At 59.1% G+C, this 17,817-nt stretch carries 16 protein-coding genes and 1 tRNA gene; 11 read left to right on the forward strand and 6 right to left on the reverse strand.

What is annotated here, in order from left to right; translation table 11 throughout:
- Positions 1-12: 12 nt before the first annotated feature.
- The 4 genes from JIN84_RS18055 to JIN84_RS18070 form a co-directional block, all read right to left on the reverse strand.
- Positions 13-243, reverse strand: a complete 231-nt coding sequence (locus tag JIN84_RS18055) for a hypothetical protein (RefSeq protein ID WP_200352470.1) — start codon at positions 241-243, stop codon at positions 13-15.
- Positions 244-246: 3 nt separating this feature from the next.
- Positions 247-447: a hypothetical protein gene (locus tag JIN84_RS18060; protein WP_200352471.1), complete on the reverse strand. Its 201-nt coding sequence runs from the start codon at positions 445-447 to the stop codon at positions 247-249.
- A 103-nt stretch (positions 448-550) separates the two neighbouring features.
- On the reverse strand, positions 551-1,318 hold the full coding sequence (locus JIN84_RS18065; protein WP_200352472.1) for a hypothetical protein: 768 nt from the start codon (positions 1,316-1,318) through the stop codon (positions 551-553).
- Positions 1,319-1,385: 67 nt separating this feature from the next.
- Complete coding sequence (locus JIN84_RS18070) at positions 1,386-2,687, reverse strand: hypothetical protein (protein WP_200352473.1); 1,302 nt, start codon at positions 2,685-2,687, stop codon at positions 1,386-1,388.
- A gap of 104 nt (positions 2,688-2,791) precedes the next feature.
- On the opposite strand from JIN84_RS18070, the gene JIN84_RS18075 reads away from it, so the two are divergent.
- Positions 2,792-3,268 carry an ImmA/IrrE family metallo-endopeptidase gene (locus JIN84_RS18075; RefSeq protein WP_200352474.1) on the forward strand — a complete coding sequence of 159 codons (477 nt, stop codon included), beginning with the start codon at positions 2,792-2,794 and terminating at the stop codon, positions 3,266-3,268.
- Entirely contained in the window at positions 3,265-3,639 is a 375-nt protein-coding gene (locus JIN84_RS18080; RefSeq protein WP_200352475.1) for a hypothetical protein, read from the forward strand. Before JIN84_RS18075 ends, JIN84_RS18080 begins: the two co-directional genes overlap by 4 nt.
- Here JIN84_RS18080 and JIN84_RS18085 read toward each other — a convergent pair.
- Entirely contained in the window at positions 3,629-4,678 is a 1,050-nt protein-coding gene (locus JIN84_RS18085; protein WP_200352476.1) for a tyrosine-type recombinase/integrase, read from the reverse strand. The two genes, JIN84_RS18080 and JIN84_RS18085, sit on opposite strands and share 11 nt — an antisense overlap.
- Positions 4,679-4,783: 105 nt before the next feature.
- Between JIN84_RS18085 and JIN84_RS18090 the strand changes: the two genes are divergently transcribed.
- The 5 genes from JIN84_RS18090 (at position 4,784) to JIN84_RS18110 (ending at position 10,153) form a co-directional block, all read left to right on the forward strand.
- A tRNA-Leu gene (locus tag JIN84_RS18090) sits at positions 4,784-4,866 on the forward strand.
- A 382-nt stretch (positions 4,867-5,248) separates the two neighbouring features.
- A complete protein-coding gene (locus tag JIN84_RS18095) occupies positions 5,249-7,624 on the forward strand; it encodes a beta strand repeat-containing protein (RefSeq protein WP_200352477.1) in 2,376 nt (791 codons plus the stop codon).
- Between the two features lie 176 nt (positions 7,625-7,800).
- Entirely contained in the window at positions 7,801-8,523 is a 723-nt protein-coding gene (locus JIN84_RS18100) for a class I SAM-dependent methyltransferase (protein WP_200352478.1), read from the forward strand.
- 136 nt (positions 8,524-8,659) lie between these two features.
- Positions 8,660-9,022, forward strand: coding sequence for a hypothetical protein (locus JIN84_RS18105; protein ID WP_200352479.1), 363 nt, complete (start codon positions 8,660-8,662; stop codon positions 9,020-9,022).
- Between the two features lie 57 nt (positions 9,023-9,079).
- Positions 9,080-10,153 (forward strand): hypothetical protein, encoded by a 1,074-nt coding sequence (locus JIN84_RS18110; RefSeq protein WP_200352480.1) that lies wholly within the window; start codon positions 9,080-9,082, stop codon positions 10,151-10,153.
- A 24-nt stretch (positions 10,154-10,177) separates the two neighbouring features.
- Here JIN84_RS18110 and JIN84_RS18115 read toward each other — a convergent pair whose 3' ends face one another.
- On the reverse strand, positions 10,178-12,325 hold the full coding sequence (locus JIN84_RS18115; RefSeq protein WP_200352481.1) for a hypothetical protein: 2,148 nt from the start codon (positions 12,323-12,325) through the stop codon (positions 10,178-10,180).
- Between the two features lie 300 nt (positions 12,326-12,625).
- Between JIN84_RS18115 and JIN84_RS18120 the strand changes: the two genes are divergently transcribed.
- The 4 genes from JIN84_RS18120 (at position 12,626) to JIN84_RS18135 (ending at position 17,807) form a co-directional block, all read left to right on the forward strand.
- Positions 12,626-13,588 (forward strand): hypothetical protein, encoded by a 963-nt coding sequence (locus JIN84_RS18120; protein WP_200352482.1) that lies wholly within the window; start codon positions 12,626-12,628, stop codon positions 13,586-13,588.
- Positions 13,585-14,973: a TonB-dependent receptor gene (locus tag JIN84_RS18125; RefSeq protein ID WP_200352483.1), complete on the forward strand. Its 1,389-nt coding sequence runs from the start codon at positions 13,585-13,587 to the stop codon at positions 14,971-14,973. Before JIN84_RS18120 ends, JIN84_RS18125 begins: the two co-directional genes overlap by 4 nt.
- A gap of 123 nt (positions 14,974-15,096) precedes the next feature.
- Positions 15,097-15,807 (forward strand): phosphoribosylaminoimidazolesuccinocarboxamide synthase, encoded by a 711-nt coding sequence (gene purC, locus JIN84_RS18130; RefSeq protein ID WP_200352484.1) that lies wholly within the window; start codon positions 15,097-15,099, stop codon positions 15,805-15,807.
- 452 nt (positions 15,808-16,259) lie between these two features.
- Complete coding sequence (locus tag JIN84_RS18135; RefSeq protein ID WP_200352485.1) at positions 16,260-17,807, forward strand: SulP family inorganic anion transporter; 1,548 nt, start codon at positions 16,260-16,262, stop codon at positions 17,805-17,807.
- The last annotated feature ends 10 nt before the right edge of the window (positions 17,808-17,817 follow it).

Below are 17,817 nucleotides of genomic sequence, written 5' to 3' on the forward strand. Positions count from 1 at the left end.
CCTCGAGCGGATCTATTTCGGATCGGGCAGCACGTGGGGCGGCTTGAAAACGTGGAGGCCGCCGCGCCGCCTTGCTCCGTCGAACATTTTCAAACCCTCGGCGTGCTCTTCAAGCACCCGCTTGCTCCATGCCTCAAGGGAGAGTCCTTCAGCCTGGGCGAACTTCTCTAGCCTGCGGTGCAGTTTGGTTTCGAGCGATACATTCAGGACTGTCTTGTCCTCGTCGGTGCCGTTGGTGTTCATGATTCAACCTGCTGCGCTCAGCCATTCCTCGGGTGCCCAGTTGTCCCAGCTTCCATCGGGAATCTCCTCGTCCGGAAGCGAGATCTGGTAGATCCACCGGCTATCACGCCACTCCAATTTGACGACGTATCCGGTGCATGGTTCCTCGTCGCTGGGGAACTTCACCAGGACCTTTGCCAGTTCTTGGAATTTGGGTTCGTTCATGGGGTTTTGATCCATCCAAGTTGTTCAAGAATCCAGTGAATGACGACGGCGATCGCAAGGATGGCGACGGTGATTCTCATCCCTTCGTAGGAGCGTGGCCACATTAGCGTCCACGGTTCATTATCTCTCGGTTTTTCCGCTCCTGCTCTGCGGTCTCCAACTGCCATTGTAATCGTTGAGATTCCTCGAGCATTTGTCTTCGTAATTCTTCTTGTTCTCGCCTCAGCTCTCGCAACTGATACGAAGGGTCATTCAGAACTGCGGTTTCTGCCTGACGGCGTGCCTTGTCATTATCCAGCACACTCTGAACTTCAGACCTGTATCGTTCTCTTTGGCTTAACTGCACCGCTCTCGACGGCGTTGGGATATCTGTCGGGTTCGCAAGTCTGGCCAGAGGTAGAGGTGCCGTGGGCACCTGTTTCGTCGCGATAATCACACCATCTTTGGCGATGTTGACATTATACCCTTCGGCGATGAGCGACACGGCCACTTCGTTTGCCACTATGAAGGTCCTGTTCGGATCATGCATAACGGGATCGTTCGCGGATCTTAATGCGCTCAGCTTGGCCTGGAGTCGATTTCTGAAAGTTGAGTTTTCAACTGTTATGTCCGGATATCTTTGGCAAGCCGCGGCCACTGAATCTTGCTCCTTTTCGCTGAAGGTTTTTTCAGCCGGCTTTTCGCTGGCTTCTTTCGCCGCGAGTTTCGCCAATTCATCTTTCAGATACAGCGCCCGGCCTGCCTCACTTGTCACTCCGTCCCGGGCTGCGGCACTTTCGGCAGCAGCTCGGGCAACCTGTTGTTGCGCGCTTTCTTCTGCCCAAAGAGGGAGGCCTGAGGCCACAAAGATCCCGCAGATGATCGCTTTCATATCCGGGCGTTCTATCAGACGCGGTGGACGGTGCAATCGGATTCTCTGGGGCCTGTCCGCTGGCGAATCAATAGCTGTGGCCGGAGAAGAACGTGCGGAGCGACTTGTAGGATTTGTTCAACACCGAGTTTGGATCCGCCACTGGCAGGTTCGGCGTCTGGTTCCACGCAGCGTTGTAGGCCTTCCGCTTCGCCCCGCGTTGAGCCTCGATCTCCTGCTCTCGCGCGACACTCCGTGTGTTGGGTGCGGTGAACGCGGGTCCACCCGCGGGGAGGGCTGGCGGCGTCCTGTAGGCTGGTTGGGGCTTCGCGGGCTGTGGTTTGGCGGAGGCCGGAGGCCCCATGACCGCGGGCGGCGTGGTGAGCTGTCGGAAGGTTGAACCGGGAGTCAGCGATGGAGTCGCGGCTTTGGGGGGCGCGGCGGGCCCGGGCTGAGGCCCGCCAACGGGCTGCGGATTGCTCACTGCAGGTAAGGCGAAATCCTTCACGCGGTAGATTGGCAACCCGGCGGCGCTTCGGAATCCATGGATGTTGAGCGGGGAAGGGGATATTCCCATTTTAGGAGGCTGAACCGCCGCCCGGAATGCAGATCGTTTTGCTGAATCTGCTTCGATCTTTCTGTGGGCAACCAAGAGATCCGCGGATGCTTGCGCCGTCTTCGCCATGTCCGACTGTGGCGGTTTCGAGGCAACCTGCGGCGCGGCGGTGCTGGTGTCGCCAGGGGTGTAGCCGAATGGCCTGCCGGTGAGCCGGTTGATACGCTGTGCACCGGATGCGGCGGCAGGAACCGCGCCGGGGGTGTTCGTCGCGATCTGCGGAGTCAGACCGCCTTCTGCCATACCTGGCTTGAACGGAGCCATGCCGACCTGCGTTGCTCCGCTGGGAAGCTGACCGAGGCGGCGAGCAGGGGATTCTGGACGGGGTGGGGGAGCTGGAACCGCGGTGGTTCCGGTGATTGAATCCGGGATTTCAGGAATAGCACCAGCCACGCGGTTCCACGCGGGTCCGGAGACGCCGAGTTGGTTGGCGCGCTCCTGCATCTCCGGTGTGATGCCGCTGCGTCCGGCACGAACCATCTCCGCGTGGAGCGCCTGGCGGGCGGAGAGATTCTCATCCGGAGCTCGGGAGTTCATGCTCGTCTGCCGATCGAGTCCCGGCGTCGACGGGTTGCCGATCGCCGAACCATCTTTCGGGCCCTGACGGACGCGGGAACCGAGCGGCATCCCGTAACGGTCGATCGCACCGATCACCGTGCCGTCCGTGGCGTAGTGAATGCGGGTCATTCCCGCGGCCTTCTCAGGCGAGGGTGGACGGGCGTCGATTCTGGTGCGTGCGTTCGGATTCCAGTCGTCACGGTATCTGCGGGCCATGCGAGAACCTACCAACCTCACGCGGCCTCAGTAACGGGCGCAGTCCTGAGTTTTGATCGGATTATATTGCTTTCTCAAGCGGATCATGCTTCCAGTATCGGCAAATGTATTCGAAATGCGACATTGAGGAGAAGGCGCGCAAGGAGATTGTGCGTGCCGATGTCGAGGGTATCGTTCCGGTTCCCTTGGACCGGATTGCCCGTGCGCTCGGGTATGAACCATACAAGTTCGAAGGCAGCGGAGACGTCAGCGGCCTCGTGGACTACGAAAACAAACGGATTTACATCAACGGGAACGAGTCTCCACAGCGTCAGCGATTCACCCTCGCGCATGAAATCGGCCACGCTGTTTTGCATCCAGGTCAGCGGATCGTGGATTACCGTAGGAACATCGATGCACCGAATACTCCGGTCGAGCGGGAAGCTAACCAGTTCGCATCGGAACTGATAATGCCCCGGGAACGATTTAAATCTGCATGGAGGGAACGCGGGGGCAACGTTTACCGGGTCGCCGCATACTTCGGCGTTTCTCATGCCGCCGCTAGTATTCGAGCAAAGGATCTCGGAATGGAACTTCCATGAGCATCGAAATTGAGACTAAATTCTCTCCCGATTTCGAGGCCATCTTAAGGTCTATCGAGCAAGATCGCCCGGTGCCTGTTGATTCGCTTCCGTCAGATGTTGCTGCTAACGGGAAGCGTGACCTTGAACTTCAAGCGCTGGCGCAGACCCTTGCTTTGCGCTACTGGGTGGCGGGATTTGTCGGGGTTCTTCTCCTCATGGAACTCATCGGCCTTTTCATGATTGTCGTTTGGCAAGGCCGTGGTCATTTCCATCTTGGGGATACGGTTTTCGGATTTCTGACCACAGGAGTCTTGCTTCAGACGTTTTTCAGCTTTCGGACGATTGTAACGCACCTTTTCCCGGACGGTGCGAAGGAGTTCAAGAACTGAGCCCAAGCTTGGCCGCACTCGCCAGTCCGTGGTCATCGCGGCCGTGGAAGTAGGTTTTCAGGACCAGCGCGCCGCCATCCTTATGCCCGAGCCATTTCGACACCGTCGGCACGTCCACGCCGCACTCCAGCGCCCATGTGGCGAAGAAGTGCCGCAGGTCATGCACGCGGAGGTGGGGGATCTGCAGGCGTTCGCACGCGTTTGCCAGTGCGACTTTGGGTGTCTTCAGCTTGAACACCGGCCCGGTGGCGTTCTCGGGTCGCATCTTGTCCAGAATGGCCCGCAGCGGCGGCGAGATGGGAAGCCTCCGCGTGTCGGCGCCCTTCGTCCCGGAAACTCCCGATTTGAACCGGATCCAGTCCTTGGTGATGTCCTCCCATTGGAGAGCAACCGCCTGCCCGTGCCGGCATCCGGCATAGGCCAAAAATTCGATGTAGTTGCCCGCCTCCTCCGAGTGCGCCTTCCTCTGGGCCCGAACGTCCTCGATGACCATCTCCACGGTTTCCTTCGACGGGATATGAAGGTCCTTTTCCGTCACTTTCATCCGTTTCAGGCCCGCCGTGGGATCGTCCAGCCGCAAACCCAGTTCGACGATCGCCTTGCCCACCCGCTTGGCCACCCCGAGCAGGTTGTTCGCCCGCTGCGCGTGATACTGCTTCGCCATCCTCATCCACCACTTTCCGGCCTCTCCCGCTGTCCAGGATCTCGCGTGCACGGCCACCGGAAGGGTTTCCTTCAGGACCTTCAGAATGTCGCGGTAGAATAGGATCGTGCGTGGTTGGAGCTGGGGCTGAGTGGTGATCCGCTCTGCCACGACGGCAAGAACATCACCGATCGTCCTGACATGGGCGGCGTTCGGCTGGAGCACCGCGGCGGCCCGCATCCCGGCGAGCAGGTCATCGCGTTTGATCTTGGCGATCCGCAGGTCGGAAGTTCCCAAGGACACCCGTTTGACCTTGCCTTCCACCTTGGCCCGTAGATAGATCGTTCCGGCCCGGTGCCTCACCAAATTCTCCCCGACTTGCGTCCAATCGCTCATGTCCTGCTAATAGGACAAAAAGCTGAAGCCCGCAAGACCGGTGGTCAAGGTAGGTGGTCAACGGGTGCTATCAAAGCTCCATAAGTTATTGATAAACGAATAAAAGCCGCTGTGATGGAATGGTAGACATCGCAGACTTAAAATCTGTTGGGCGCAAGCCCGTGTCGGTTCGAGTCCGACCAGCGGTACCCTGAAGCCTGCGAAGAATGGCGTTTGGGTGGTTTTTTCTCGAACAATTCGAGCTGACCACCCTTTCAGAATGTTTGCAGGGAAGGGAGGAATCGGTTGTTTCGATGTATATCTTAGGAGCCATTGATTCGGGTTGGGGGTGGTATTTCGCTGCGGGAGAGGACTTCCCGAAAAATTGATTCGCGGAAGGTGTCGGCCTTCGTCCGGAAACTTCGTTTATCAGATAAGAGGGAAAATTGCGCCCCCCGTTTGAAACCCAACCTCACGCGCCGTTCTCCGACCCCGGTTCAGACCTTCAACCCATCTGTCCCGGTTCGCAAGCAGCTGGTTAGGCCTCGGTCTGAAGCAGTTCTCCCTCGTCTTCAAAAACCACAAATCAAAATGAAACCCAAAAACCGTTTGAAATTCTCATCGCCCAAAGCAAACCGGGCTTTACCCAGGCTGGCCCATGGCGCCGGCTCGGGTGTCGTCCTGTGCTTCGCCGGACTGTCCATGCTGTCAGGCCAGGCTATTGCAGGGGACGCGACCTGGAACGTCATCGCCAACGCGTTCACCCGCGATTGGAATGCCAATGCCAACTGGACTCCGAACACGACCTTTCCCAATGGAGTCGGTGAGATCGCAACGATGGATACCAAGAACATCACCGGAGGGGTGACACAGAACATCGTGAACCTGAACGTGCCGATCACCGTCGGGCAGCTTCTGCTCGGGGACACGAACAACACCGCTTTCTATTCGATCCGTGCAGGCACGGCGGGATCGCTGATCTTCGACAACACCGGCACCACGAACGCGGTCCTCACCGACAGCGCGACCGCTGGCACCAGCACGACCAATCCGGACAATATCACGGCGAACATTGTTCTGAATGATTCCATCGATATCACCACGAATTCCACGAACAACACCTTCACCATCACCGGGAACATCTCGGAAGGAGAAGCAGGGAAATCCGTGACGAAAAAGGGAGCCGGCATCCTCGCGTTCCAATTGGGCGTGGGAGGGGCGAACTCCTACACCGGAACGACCACCATTGAGAATGGAACCCTGAGACTGACGGGAGCCTCCTCGGCGGGTGCCGCCACCTCGGCCATCGCCTTGGGGAATGCGACATCCATCGCTTCCAATCTGAATGTGACCCTCCGGATCAATGGCGCGACCGTTCTCGCACGTGATGTCACCGTAGGCGCGAGCGATGCCGTCACTACCGGCCTTTACACGATCGACACCGACAACGGCGCCAGCGCCGCAGGCGTTTCCGGGAATATCGCGCTGAACCAGAACCTGATGATTTCCGGTGCCACGAGCGGAGGATTCGCCATTTCCGGGAATATCACATCAAACACGGCCAATACGCGGACGCTGACTTTCGGCGGGAGCGCCAACACGGTCACCGCTTCCGGCGTGATTGGCGGGGGGCTCGGAACCATCGACCTCGTCAAGGTGGGGGCGGGAACCACGAGGCTCACCGGGACGAACACCTACACGGGAACCACCACGGTCAATGGTGGCATTCTCGCCATCTGGGGAGCGGGAACCCTGAATGCGGGCAGCTACGCCGGAAACATCGCGAACGCCGGCTCATTCAGATACGAAAGCTCCGCCGCCCAGACTCTTTCGGGAGTCATCAGCGGCGCGGGTGGCCTTGTGAAAAACGGCACCGGCACGCTGACCCTCACCGGAGCCAACGAATATACGGGAGGCACTGCGGTGACCTCCGGCATCGTCATCGCGCGGCATAACAATGCGTTCGGCGCGAGCGGCCAGGTAACACAGACCTCCCGGACAGGTGCCGTTCATTTGGAAGGTGGGATTTCGATTCCATCTTCCATCACCTTCCTGACAAGCAACGATGGCACGACCGTCGGTGCCGTCGGTTATTCGATCAACAACGCCAGCGGCGACAACACCATCAACGGAACCATCAGAATGACAAGCGGTGGCGGAGGAACGGTCATCCAGTCCACCAGTGGAACCCTGACGCTGGCCGGGGAGATCTCCAGTGATTCGCCACGCTCCCTCACACTCCAAGGTGCCTCCTCCAACGACAACACCGTCAGCGGGGTCATTTCCAATGGAACAACAGGCTTGACCGGGGTGACGAAAGCAGGGACCGGGACCTGGGTGCTCACGGCTGCCAATACCTATACCGGCGAGACCCTCGTGAGCGCGGGGACCTTGTTGGTCAATGGTTCGCTGGGCGAGACCGCGGTGAACGTCAATGGTGGCACCTTGGGCGGTACCGGCACGATTGCCGGTTCGGTGACCGTAGGGGCTGCGACCTACTCGCCGGGCGCAAGTCCCGGGTCGCTGGAAATCGCCGACAATCTCACCCTTGGTTCCGGGACCATCACCAGTATCGAGCTTGGCGGCACCGACTTCACCCTGAATGGAACGGAGCAGTACGACCGCACGAAGCTGACCGGCGCTTCTTCAGTTCTCACCTTGGCTGGCACTCTGGCGGTCAGCATGTTCGGCGGCTTCACGATTGACGACTACCAGGCGTTCGGAATTTTCCAACTGGAATCCGGAGCAAGCCTGACCGGCGCATTCGATGGTCTGGCCGAAGGTGCGCTGGTGGGCACATTCGGAGGCAAGGGACTGTTCATCACCTATCAGGGCGATTTTGGTGATTCCGGCCCTGTCGCCATCACCGGAGGGAATGACGTGGTTCTCTACAGCATTCCCGAGCCGGGCTCGGCCGGGCTCGCGGGACTTGCCGCGCTGATGTTCCTACGCCGCCGTCGCCGCTGACATCGGCGGGAGATTGCCAGGGTGTTGCGATGGTTGGTTGGGATTCCAACACCCGGGCGACAAAATCTCACCCGTCCTTCCTCCGTTGGTATGCGGTGGTGGGACGGGTTTCTCTTGGGATGAGGAAACCTGAAACCGAACTTGATTCGTCCTGTTCGGGAACTATCCATCACCCCATGCAACAAGAAAAAATCACCGCGATCTTCGATCAGCAGGCGGCGACGTATGACGAGAAGTGGGGGCGGCTGGCACCGATCAACGGCGCGTTGCATCTGCTCACCGGTTCAGTGCTCTCCGGACTTCCCACGTCGGCACGGATCCTGTGCGTGGGGGCGGGAACGGGGGCTGAGATCCTTTATCTGGCCAGGAAGTTTCCCGATTGGCAATTCACCGCGGTCGAACCCTCCGCGGCGATGCTGGAGGTTTTCCGGTGCAGGGCGGAGGAGGCGGGGATCGCTTCACGCTGTGTCTTCCACTGCGGCTATCTCGATTCGCTTCCGCAGGATGGGTCGTTCGACGCCGCAACCTCCTTTCTGGTTTCACAATTCATCCTGGACCGCACGGACCGTGCCGGTTTTTTCCACGGCATTGCCGACAGACTTCGTCCGGAGGGTATCCTCGTCAGTTCCGATCTCGCGGGTGACATTTCCGGCACGGGCGACCGGCCGGGCTTGCTTGAGGTTTGGCTGAAGGTGATGAGAGGGAGCGGGACGATCGTGGATCCGGGGGAAATCCAACAAATGCGCGAAGCCTATACCCGGGACGTGGCGGTCCTGCTGCCTCGTGAGGTAGGAGAAATCATCGCGCTCGGCGGCTTTGATTCTCCGCTGCTTTTCTTCCAAGCCGGGATGATCCACGCTTGGCATGCCAAAAGATCTCACGGGCAAACCGATTCCTGAGACTCCATTCATATAAACCACGGAATACACGAAATACACGGAAGTCGTGATCCCGGCTTCATCATCCGGTCCGACACATTTGTTCTTCATTTTCGTGTATTCCGGAGATTCCGTGGTTCATATCTTTTCCCCGCTCATGCCATTCCGACTCTGGTATTATCTCACGAAGGTAGGATGCTTCATCCTATTCCCCATCATCGTCATCACGTTTTTCATGCCGGATGGCGGCCTGATGGGGAGGTTGGGAGCCGCCGCGATGTGGCTGATGGTCATTCTCGGTCTCACCGGTGCTTTCATGGGCGTCCGGCTGGCTTTCGGAAAACTGCGGATGCTCTGCCCTTTTTGTGGCAGGGGTGGCCGCGTGGGCGGAGACAAACAGGATGGATTGTGGATGGTGTGCGAGTCGTGCGGCTTTGTCCACGGCAGCGGGTTTCTTGGATTGAAGATCGTGAGGGAGGAAATCGAGGACGACGCGGAGGAAGGTCAAACGCCGGAGTGAACGGGTGCTTTGCAACTTGATCCGCTTCTCCGCTTCTAACAGGCTGTCCGGGAAATCATGAGATTGCGCGAATCATTCCTATCCCTGATTGTCGGATACTTGATCCCGACAGGAGCTTTGTCCGCGCAAACTTCAACCGTCGAAAATCCCGCATGGGTTTATCCGAGGTTGGAACTTCCCGAGGTGAAACCGGGGCCATTCCTCCACTCGTGGAAGCTCAAGGACGGGCGTGTGCTGAAGGGGACACCGGAAGGGCGGAAAATGAATCAGATCGTCTTGAAAAATACCAAGGGTGCGACCGCCATCCTGCCTGAAACGGATCTGGTCACCGAGGATCAGGTCCGGTTCAGGTTCTGGGAAGCGACGGCGACCCCGGCATCGCTGCCCCGGCTGGATCTGGTCTATCGCCTGACCACATCGGCACGCGGCGCCTTCGAGGTCAGGATCAACACCGAAGGAACCCGGGGCCGGGTGGAATTTCCTGTGGAAAGGAGCACGCTCATCTACGACATGGCCGACGGTGCTTTCATTTGGACGATCTACCGTGTCATGAAGGACGGCAAGATAGGCCTGGGGCAGAAACAATGGGGACGCTTCGACCAGATGCGGCTTCTCCCTTATGATCCACAACTTTTCAGCACGGATTTGCTCTGCCGGCTGTTTCTGGAAAAAGGCCCCGAACGGGCTTCCACCAGCAAATTGACCGGATATCCCGCGCGATACATGACTTATCCGTTTCCCGCCGCGCAGGAGACAGTGCACGCCTTGAAACTGGATTATGTTCTTGTGGAGTCCCTGACGGCTCTGGCCGGACTGTATCATTTTCTCGCCTCTCCACCTCCGGCTTCAAGCGGGGAAAATGTTTTCTATCACAAGCCGGACATAGGAGGCCATCACGATTTCCGCAATCACATGAAACTGCTGGGCATGTCCCGTATCCTGCCGCTGCGGATGGAATGGAGCAATTCCCTGGGATCTTCCAACGATGCCGAGACCTTCAGGATCACCAAAGGGCCGTTTTCCATCGAACTTATCAGCGCGACAATCCCGGAGGGTTATCCGGCGGGGCATTTCGACATTCCTGCGGATGCCCGCACCATGTCTCCCGGATCTGTCAAAAAGGAGCGATAGCGTGTCCGCCCGCTCCGGCGGTTGTCAAAAAACGAGGTCGAGCACACGAGGGCGGGATTCGTTCGGAAAGCGCACGTGAAGAAGCCCGTCACCGTGGTTGAATCCGGTGATCTCCCGACCGTCCAGTCTCACGGATTTCGGGACCTTTCCGGTGGCGATGAGGAGGACGGCGGGCGTGTCGGTGATGCCTTCGACGGTCCATGAGTTCTCCCTGAGGGGCAGGGCCTTGCAGGCGGATGCGAGAACCTGCGGATTGTCGGATTTTTTCACCGCATCCAGATCCAGCAGGAAGTAGCGGCTGCCCGGGGTGACGGAGAAGGATTTCTGGACGGAGAGGGTGGGGTCGAAAAGATTCACGAACCGGCCGGTGAGGGTTGCCGCCGGACCAGAAATGGATTCATCCAGACCTGCGGCGATCTGATAGGGACCGCGTTTGAGGGACAAATGGTTGGTTTCCTTCCAAGTGAGGCGGGCAAGAGCGGCCGCCTGCTTGAGAGTGTCCATGAGCCGGCGTTCGCTCTCTTCGCCGAGGGCGAATGTGGCGGGATTCTCGCGGAGCCAGATGACGGAGCCTTTTCCAACGGAGACGGGTGCGCCATTGAATTGTCCGTCCTTGAGGCCCAGGGCATCGAAGAGATGGTTGCGTGGGATGAGCGTGGTTTTGCCCTGTTCATTCCACCATTCGCGGGCCTGGTTATACGGATCCTTGTCGTCATCGGCGATGATGAGGACGCCACCTTTTTTGACCCAGTCGGCGAGTGGTTGGTGGACCTCGGGGGATTGCGGCTTCTGGCCGGTGTAGCTGAGGAGGAGGACTTTCTGGGTGTCGAGGAAATGAGGCAGCGGGACGTTTTCGAGCTGGACCGGAGTGACCGGGATGCCGCGCTTGAGGGGTGGGAGGGCGAGCCCGTAGAAGTGTGCCATGTGCGGATCGCTCGGAGTGGGTTGCTCACGCTGGAACATGAGGGAGTCGCTGATGAGGACACCGATGCCCTGGGTGCCGCAATCCCATTTGATGTCGGCCTGGTTCATGTCGTTGAGGGCGTTGCCGACGATCTGGAGTTCGGTGGCATATTCGGGCGGAATGGTTTTCGCGTCCTCCGCACCACGCGGATATTTTCCGCCAAAGATGCGTTCGGGCCAGGGGGCGACTTCATATTTGGAAACGTCCGGCTGGAGCAGCGAGGCGGTGAGGGTGGATTCCCAGTTGGTCCGGTAGTCCGTCCAGTCGTGGCGGGGATTGTCCTCGATCGGGTCGTTCAGATACCAGACGGAGCGGCCCGTGGCACGGACGAGGTTCTGCATGGCACCATATTCCAGGAAGGCGGTCTCGAAGGTACGCTCCTTGAGTTTTCCCCGGAAATGGTTCGGGGTGCGGGACGTGCCGGTCCAGACCTGGGCGATGTAGCCATCGCAGCCGTCCAGCATGGCGAGGCTGGATTGCGGGCTGACGATGCACCAATGGGCGTAGTTGATCAGCGAGTGGGTGGGAACGTAGCAGCGGACGTGTTTTCCGGTGCGTTTGTTGAAGGCCTGGACGTGGTTGAAAACCTGCTGGAGGGCGCGGCGGTAGAGAAAATACTTGAGCTTGGAGGCCCGCCACTGTGCGTCCGGAGTGGAATGGGGTGGCTGCCATTCCTCCTGATAATAGGACCGCCACTCGCGTTTGAATCCTTCCGAGTATCCGGCGCGCGCCCAGAACTCCGGTTCTTCCAGATGCACCGCCTCGACCCCGGCATCAAGAGCCTTCTGGACGCCCACGCAGAGGAACTCTCCGTAGTTTTCCGCCGGGCACATGTAATAGACGTCGCCACCGTGGCTGATTTTCTTGCCATTGCGATCGGTCTGAGCGTTGTCCTCATGGTTTTTCCCATCGAATCGCCCGTAGAGATAGTCCTGGTAGTTGCCCCAGGCGACACCGGTCATGAGATGCACGCGATAGCCGCGGTCCCTCCAGGTGGCGACACGTTCCGGCAGCGTGGCATCGATTCCATAGCAAATGGCGACATCCGAGCGGAGGTTGCCTTGGGGGCTCCAGGGCTTGGAGGTTTGAAAACAGGTGCGTTCCAATGTATCGAGCGGGTCTTTGGGGAACGCCGGGGGAGCTTCCTGGGCGGAAACACAAGGACTTAGGAGGGCACACAGGGCGAGGAATGGCGGCCGGTAGTTCATTTCAATGACTTGTCCTACGCTGGGGCGACGTGATTCCTACCGGAAAACTCGCTCCGGATTTTTTCCGGGGGACTGGGGTGGATTTTCACCACCTCAATGCTTGCAGACCGCTGTGGGCTGGCGACAGTCTGTGGCGTGTCAGAGACGATGGAAAGCGCCCGCCGGTGGAGTGGTTATGTGTGTCCGGATTGCCGGTTCGTGTTTCGCGTGCCGAGGGATCATGATGGCAAGGGGATCGTGTGTCCCAGTTGCAGGCGCTTGTTGAAGATTCCAACCGCCAACGATGTTCCTCCTCCGTTGATGACCACGGTGCGTCGGATGGTGGTGGAGGAGCCCGTGGCGGATGCGGAGCCGCAGGTGTTGAAAAAACGCCGTCGCGGCAGGAAAGCGGGGGGCTCCGACCAACATTCCTGGGAGCAACAGCCCCGCTCTTCACGATCCGGGCGTGGTGAAAACCGGCAAATGCGGATGATGCTGATCGGTGGAAGTGTTCTTTTCGCACTGATCGTGGGAGGTGCGGTGGTTTTGCTCAACTCCGGCAGCAAGCCGGCGGTTCCCGAAAAAGTTGCCGTCTCCAATCCGGATGGCGGAAAACAAATCGTCCCGGAGGCCGCCGTGCGCGGGGAAGCCGCCCTGCTCAAGGATGCCGAGCCGCTCGCGAAAAAATTTCTGGAAGCGAAGTCCGTGGACGAATTGCTCCCTTTGATCCGCAACCCGGAAGTGGCGGAGTCCAGGATGAGGACTTTTCATCCTGACGGGAAAGTCAGCCCGCCGGGATTGTCGAAATTCAACTCCAGCGGAGAGGCCTCCGTGTTGGGCCATCTGCTATCCCTGCATGTCACCACCCGCGACCTGGACACGAAGGCCATCGCATTTGTCGACACTCCGGAGGGCCTGAAGGTCGACTGGGAGAGCTGGGTGGGCTGGTCGGAAATGTCGTGGGATGATTTTATCAGAACCAAGCCGACCACCGGCCATGTTTTCCGGGTGACGCTGTCCGCGGTGGAGTATTACAATTTCGCCTTCACGGATGAAAAGAAGTGGAAATCCTACCGGCTCATTTCCACGGACGGCGAGAGATCGTTTTATGGTTATGTCGAAAAAGGCACCCTTCTCGATCAGAAAATCCACCTCGACTCGGATACCAAAAGCCTCGCTCTCATGCTTTCCCTGAAATATCCGAAAGGTGCCACTTCGGGAACCCAGGTGGAGATCGAGCGTTTCGTGACGGATGGCTGGGTGGAAAACACGGAGGAAAAATGACACAAACGACACTGGAAAAAGCGCAGGAACTGAACCTGGACCCCATGGTTTACGGCACCTTCGCTGAAATCGGCGCTGGGCAGGAAACCACGAATCACTTCTTCCGCGCGTCAGGCACGGCGGGAATGGTGGCGAAGACCATCTCCGCCTACGACATGACGATGAGCGACGCCATCTACGGCCAGGCGGAGCGTTATGTCTCCGCCGCGAGGCTCTCCTCGATGATCGAGCACGAATATGCCATCCTGTTGGAGCGACTGGCTCCGAAACGTGGTGAAAACACGACATTCTTCTCCTTCTGCAACACCGTGCGCGCCCGCGGCTGGCAGGACAATGGCGAGTGCCACGGCTGGCTCGGCATCCGTTTCCAGATGAAACCGGGTGATCCGCCTTCCGACGTGGTGCTCCACGTCAGATTGCTGGATGTCAGAACCATCGACCAGATGGAAGCGCTCGGCGTCGTCGGGGTGAATCTGATCCATTCCGTATTCCGTCACCGCGGTCATTTGCAGAAATTCGTCGAATCCCTGGTGGACAATCTCGTCCCGGGGCGGGTGGAAGTGGACCTGCTGAAATTCACCGGCCACGGATACGGCTTTTTCGACAACCGGCTCTGCGCCCTGCAACTGGTGGAAAGCGGTCTGACGGATGCGACCATGTTCCTGCCGAGCGGCGAGGTCGTGCAACCCGCCGAAGCGCTTTACCGCCACCCCGTCCTGCTGCTTCGCGGCAGTTTCGATCCGGTGATGAAGGTGCATCTCAAGATGTTGGAACAGGCGCGCGACGGGTTCGTGAACTCCCTCAGCGATACCGACCGCGTCTCTGCCATCGAGTTGTGCGAGATCTCCATGCACAACCTGCTGCGTGGCCGCGGGGTGGATCCCGTGGATTTCCTCGACCGTGCGGACGCGCTGCAATCGTTGGGCAAAACCGTGCTGCTGTCGCGCTGCGCGGAGTTCCACCGCATCGCCGCATTCCTGCACCGCTATACCAACAAGCCCGTGGGTATCATCCTCAGCATCGGGCTGCTGAACGAGCTTTTCAAACCGAAGTGGTCGGAAAAGCTGGCCGGGGGCTTGTTGGAGTCGTTCGGGCGGTTGTTCAAGGAGGGGGTGACGCTGCACGTTTTCCCGTGGAAAAACCGTCGCAACGGGGAGTTGGTCACCGCGGATACATTCCGTGCGCCGGAGGACAGCGTGCACCTCTACCGCCACTTCCTCGCGAACGGGCGCATCCAGTCGATTCCGTGCGAGGACGATTTCGTCCTTTCCTACACCGGGCGCGATGTTTGCCGGATGATCAATGCCAAGGACGAGGACTGGCACAAGCTCGTGCCCGAGGTCGCATGGACCATGGCCGAGCGCCACGCCAAATTACGCGAATGACCGCCCGGTTGTCTTGCGAACCCTGGATCACGGCAGCCTGGCAAATTCCCGCAACCGGGGCTGTTTTCGTTCTTCCTCACCCACGCTCTTGACCGCGGCGTGAGAGGGTTTTACGACTTCCGGATGACACCGCTTTACGAAGGAAAGGCCAAGCGCCTCTGGGCAACCGAAAATCCGGACACCCTGCGCATGGAGTTCAAGAACGACGCCACCGCCTTCAACGGTGAGAAAAAGGCGCAGTTCGAAGACAAGGGCCGCCTCAACAACGAGATCAGCACCCTCATTTACGGATTTCTCGAAGAAGCGGGCGTGCCCACCCACTTCGTCCGCAAGATCGACGACACGAACGTCGAGGTGAAAAAAGTCACCATCCTGATGGTGGAGGTCATCATCCGCAACATTTCCGCAGGCAGCTACTGCAAGCGCACCGGTACGGAAGAGGGCAAGGTGTTCTCCCAGCCGATCATCGAGTTTTCCTACAAATCCGACGAACTCGGCGACCCTCTCATCAACGACGACTACATCCGGGAGATGGGCCTCGCCACCCCGGAAGACCTCGCACACCTGCGCGCTTCCGCGCTGAAGGTGAACGCCATTCTCATCGACTTCTTCGCCAAAGCCGGTCTCAAGCTCGTCGATTTCAAACTCGAGTTCGGCCGCCTCGTCTCGGATCCATCCGTCATCGTCCTCGCTGACGAGATCAGCCCCGACGGCTGCCGCCTGTGGGACCTCAAGACCGGCGAGAAAATGGACAAGGACCGCTTCCGCCGCGACCTCGGCGGCGTGATGGAGGCGTATCAGGAAGTTCTCGGACGCCTGAAATCCAACAGCTGACCCGCTGCGGACACGGGCCATGATACGCCGGATACCTGTTCCGGCTCATCTGGTTGCTAGCCTATTTGGAAACCACCACCGGCTGACCGTTGATGGAGGTTTCCGGTATGGATCGCTCGCATCTGCGTCGGTGTCTGAGATCTGGTTTATCCTCAATAAACGTTGAAATTTTGTCTATTGAGCCCGAAAACCGTCCTAACGGACAAAATGAAAACCATTTGTCGCCCTGGTGACCCTCGGCTGGTTATGCGGGTCGAGTGGCCGGGATGTGTCCGGCTTTTTTGAGATCGCGCAGCTCCGTGCCGGACCCGGTGAGATGGCGCTACCGTGAATGAGGGACGCCGTCCGGCGCGCATGTTGGTTTGATCGTATGAGGGAATCCGGTGGATTTCCTTCCTGTTTTCCCGCCGATCAGACGTCCGCCATTTCTTCACATCACTGATTTCCAATTCATGTTTTCCAACTTATTTCAAAAGAAGCGCGGCAGTTGGAAGGACGACGCGCTGGCCGGCCTGACGACGGCGCTCGCGTTGGTTCCCGGCTCGATCGCATTCGCATTCGTAGCGGGCGTGCCGCCGATTTCCGGACTGTATGCGGGCTTCATCCTGTGCCTCATCACCGCTGCATTCGGCGGACGCCCGGGCATGATTTCCTCGGCGGCGGGCTCGCTCGCGGTGGTGATGGTGGCGCTGGTTTCGGAAGGCAACCGCCGCGGCGGAGAAGGCGCGGGCTTCGAGTATCTGTTGCTGGCGGTGATCCTCATGGGGGTGATTCAGATCGTCATCGGCGTGTTGAAACTCGGCCGTTTGATCCGCCTGGTGCCACACCCCGTGATGATGGGGTTTGTGAATGGACTGGCGATCGTCGTGTTCCTATCGCAATTGAAAATGTTCCGGGAACGCGAAGGCGCGGTGGTGGGAGACTGGCTTGCGGGTTCCGCACTGGGAACGATGCTGGGGCTGGTGGCGCTCACGATGGCGATCGTCTATGTGCTTCCTCGCTTCACGAAGAAGGTTCCTTCGTCACTGGCGGCCATCGTGGTCGTGAGCATCATCGGCGCGTTCGGCCTGACGACCCAGACGGTGGGCGATCTCTCCAGCGTACGGGGTGCGTTACCCATGCCCCACCTGCCAAATGTGCCGCTGACGTGGGAGACATTCCGATTTGTCGCCCCATATGCGGTGATCTTCGCGCTGGTGGGATTGATCGAAACCCTGATGACCCTGCAGCTCATCGATGAACTGACCGAGAGCCGGGGCAAGGGAAACCGCGAGGCTCTGGCGCTCGGTGCGGCGAACATTGTGGCGGGAGCTTTTAAGGGCATGGGCGGCTGTGCCCTTGTGGGCGAGAGTCTGATCAACATCGGCTCCGGCGGGCGGGGACGCATGTCGGGTGTTTTCGCGGCGCTCGCGTTGCTGGCTTTCATTCTGGTTGGCGCACCGTTGATTGACCGCATCCCGATCGCGGCCCTTACGGGAGTGATGTTCGTGGTGGTCATCGCGACGTTCGAGTGGTCGAGTTTCAAAACCATCGGGAAGGTGCCGCTGTCGGATGTGTTGGTGATCATCGCCGTCACCGGCATCACCGTGTGGCACGATCTCGCGGTGGCGGTGATCAGCGGGGTGATCTTGAGCGCGCTGGTGTTCGCATGGAAGAGTGCGAAGCATGTTCGTCTTTCACTGGTCGGCGAATCGGCGGATCAGAGGATCTATCGTCTCGAAGGACTGCTTTATTTCGGCTCGGTCCAGGACTTCGCGAAGCAATTCAATCCGGCGGGTGATCCTGCCAGGGTTGTGTTGGATTTCCATCACGCGCGGGTCTGCGACATGTCCGGGCTGGAGGCGATCAAGGCGCTGGCGAGCCGCTATGCCAAGCTGGGAAAAACACTGGAACTGCGTCATCTGTCGCCCGACTGTAAAAGGATGCTGGAGCGGGCGGGGGACTTGCTGGAAATCACCGTGGCGGAGGATGATCCGCTCTATCTGGTCGCCCGGCTGTAAAGCTGACCAT

The organism is Luteolibacter yonseiensis (assembly GCF_016595465.1).
GTDB classification, from domain to species: Bacteria; Verrucomicrobiota; Verrucomicrobiia; order Verrucomicrobiales; family Akkermansiaceae; genus Luteolibacter; species Luteolibacter yonseiensis.

Bases quoted from the DNA above. Each gene is read 5' to 3' on its own strand.
- JIN84_RS18055 (WP_200352470.1), bottom strand. From the start codon at position 243: ATGAACACCAACGGCACCGACGAGGACAAGACAGTCCTGAATGTATCG.
- JIN84_RS18060 (WP_200352471.1), bottom strand. From the start codon at position 447: ATGAACGAACCCAAATTCCAAGAACTGGCAAAGGTCCTGGTGAAGTTC.
- JIN84_RS18065 (WP_200352472.1), bottom strand. From the start codon at position 1,318: ATGAAAGCGATCATCTGCGGGATCTTTGTGGCCTCAGGCCTCCCTCTT.
- JIN84_RS18070 (WP_200352473.1), bottom strand. From the start codon at position 2,687: ATGGCCCGCAGATACCGTGACGACTGGAATCCGAACGCACGCACCAGA.
- JIN84_RS18075 (WP_200352474.1), top strand. From the start codon at position 2,792: ATGTATTCGAAATGCGACATTGAGGAGAAGGCGCGCAAGGAGATTGTG.
- JIN84_RS18080 (WP_200352475.1), top strand. From the start codon at position 3,265: ATGAGCATCGAAATTGAGACTAAATTCTCTCCCGATTTCGAGGCCATC.
- JIN84_RS18085 (WP_200352476.1), bottom strand. From the start codon at position 4,678: ATGAGCGATTGGACGCAAGTCGGGGAGAATTTGGTGAGGCACCGGGCC.
- JIN84_RS18095 (WP_200352477.1), top strand. From the start codon at position 5,249: ATGAAACCCAAAAACCGTTTGAAATTCTCATCGCCCAAAGCAAACCGG.
- JIN84_RS18100 (WP_200352478.1), top strand. From the start codon at position 7,801: ATGCAACAAGAAAAAATCACCGCGATCTTCGATCAGCAGGCGGCGACG.
- JIN84_RS18105 (WP_200352479.1), top strand. From the start codon at position 8,660: ATGCCATTCCGACTCTGGTATTATCTCACGAAGGTAGGATGCTTCATC.
- JIN84_RS18110 (WP_200352480.1), top strand. From the start codon at position 9,080: ATGAGATTGCGCGAATCATTCCTATCCCTGATTGTCGGATACTTGATC.
- JIN84_RS18115 (WP_200352481.1), bottom strand. From the start codon at position 12,325: ATGAACTACCGGCCGCCATTCCTCGCCCTGTGTGCCCTCCTAAGTCCT.
- JIN84_RS18120 (WP_200352482.1), top strand. From the start codon at position 12,626: ATGACCACGGTGCGTCGGATGGTGGTGGAGGAGCCCGTGGCGGATGCG.
- JIN84_RS18125 (WP_200352483.1), top strand. From the start codon at position 13,585: ATGACACAAACGACACTGGAAAAAGCGCAGGAACTGAACCTGGACCCC.
- purC (WP_200352484.1), top strand. From the start codon at position 15,097: ATGACACCGCTTTACGAAGGAAAGGCCAAGCGCCTCTGGGCAACCGAA.
- JIN84_RS18135 (WP_200352485.1), top strand. From the start codon at position 16,260: ATGTTTTCCAACTTATTTCAAAAGAAGCGCGGCAGTTGGAAGGACGAC.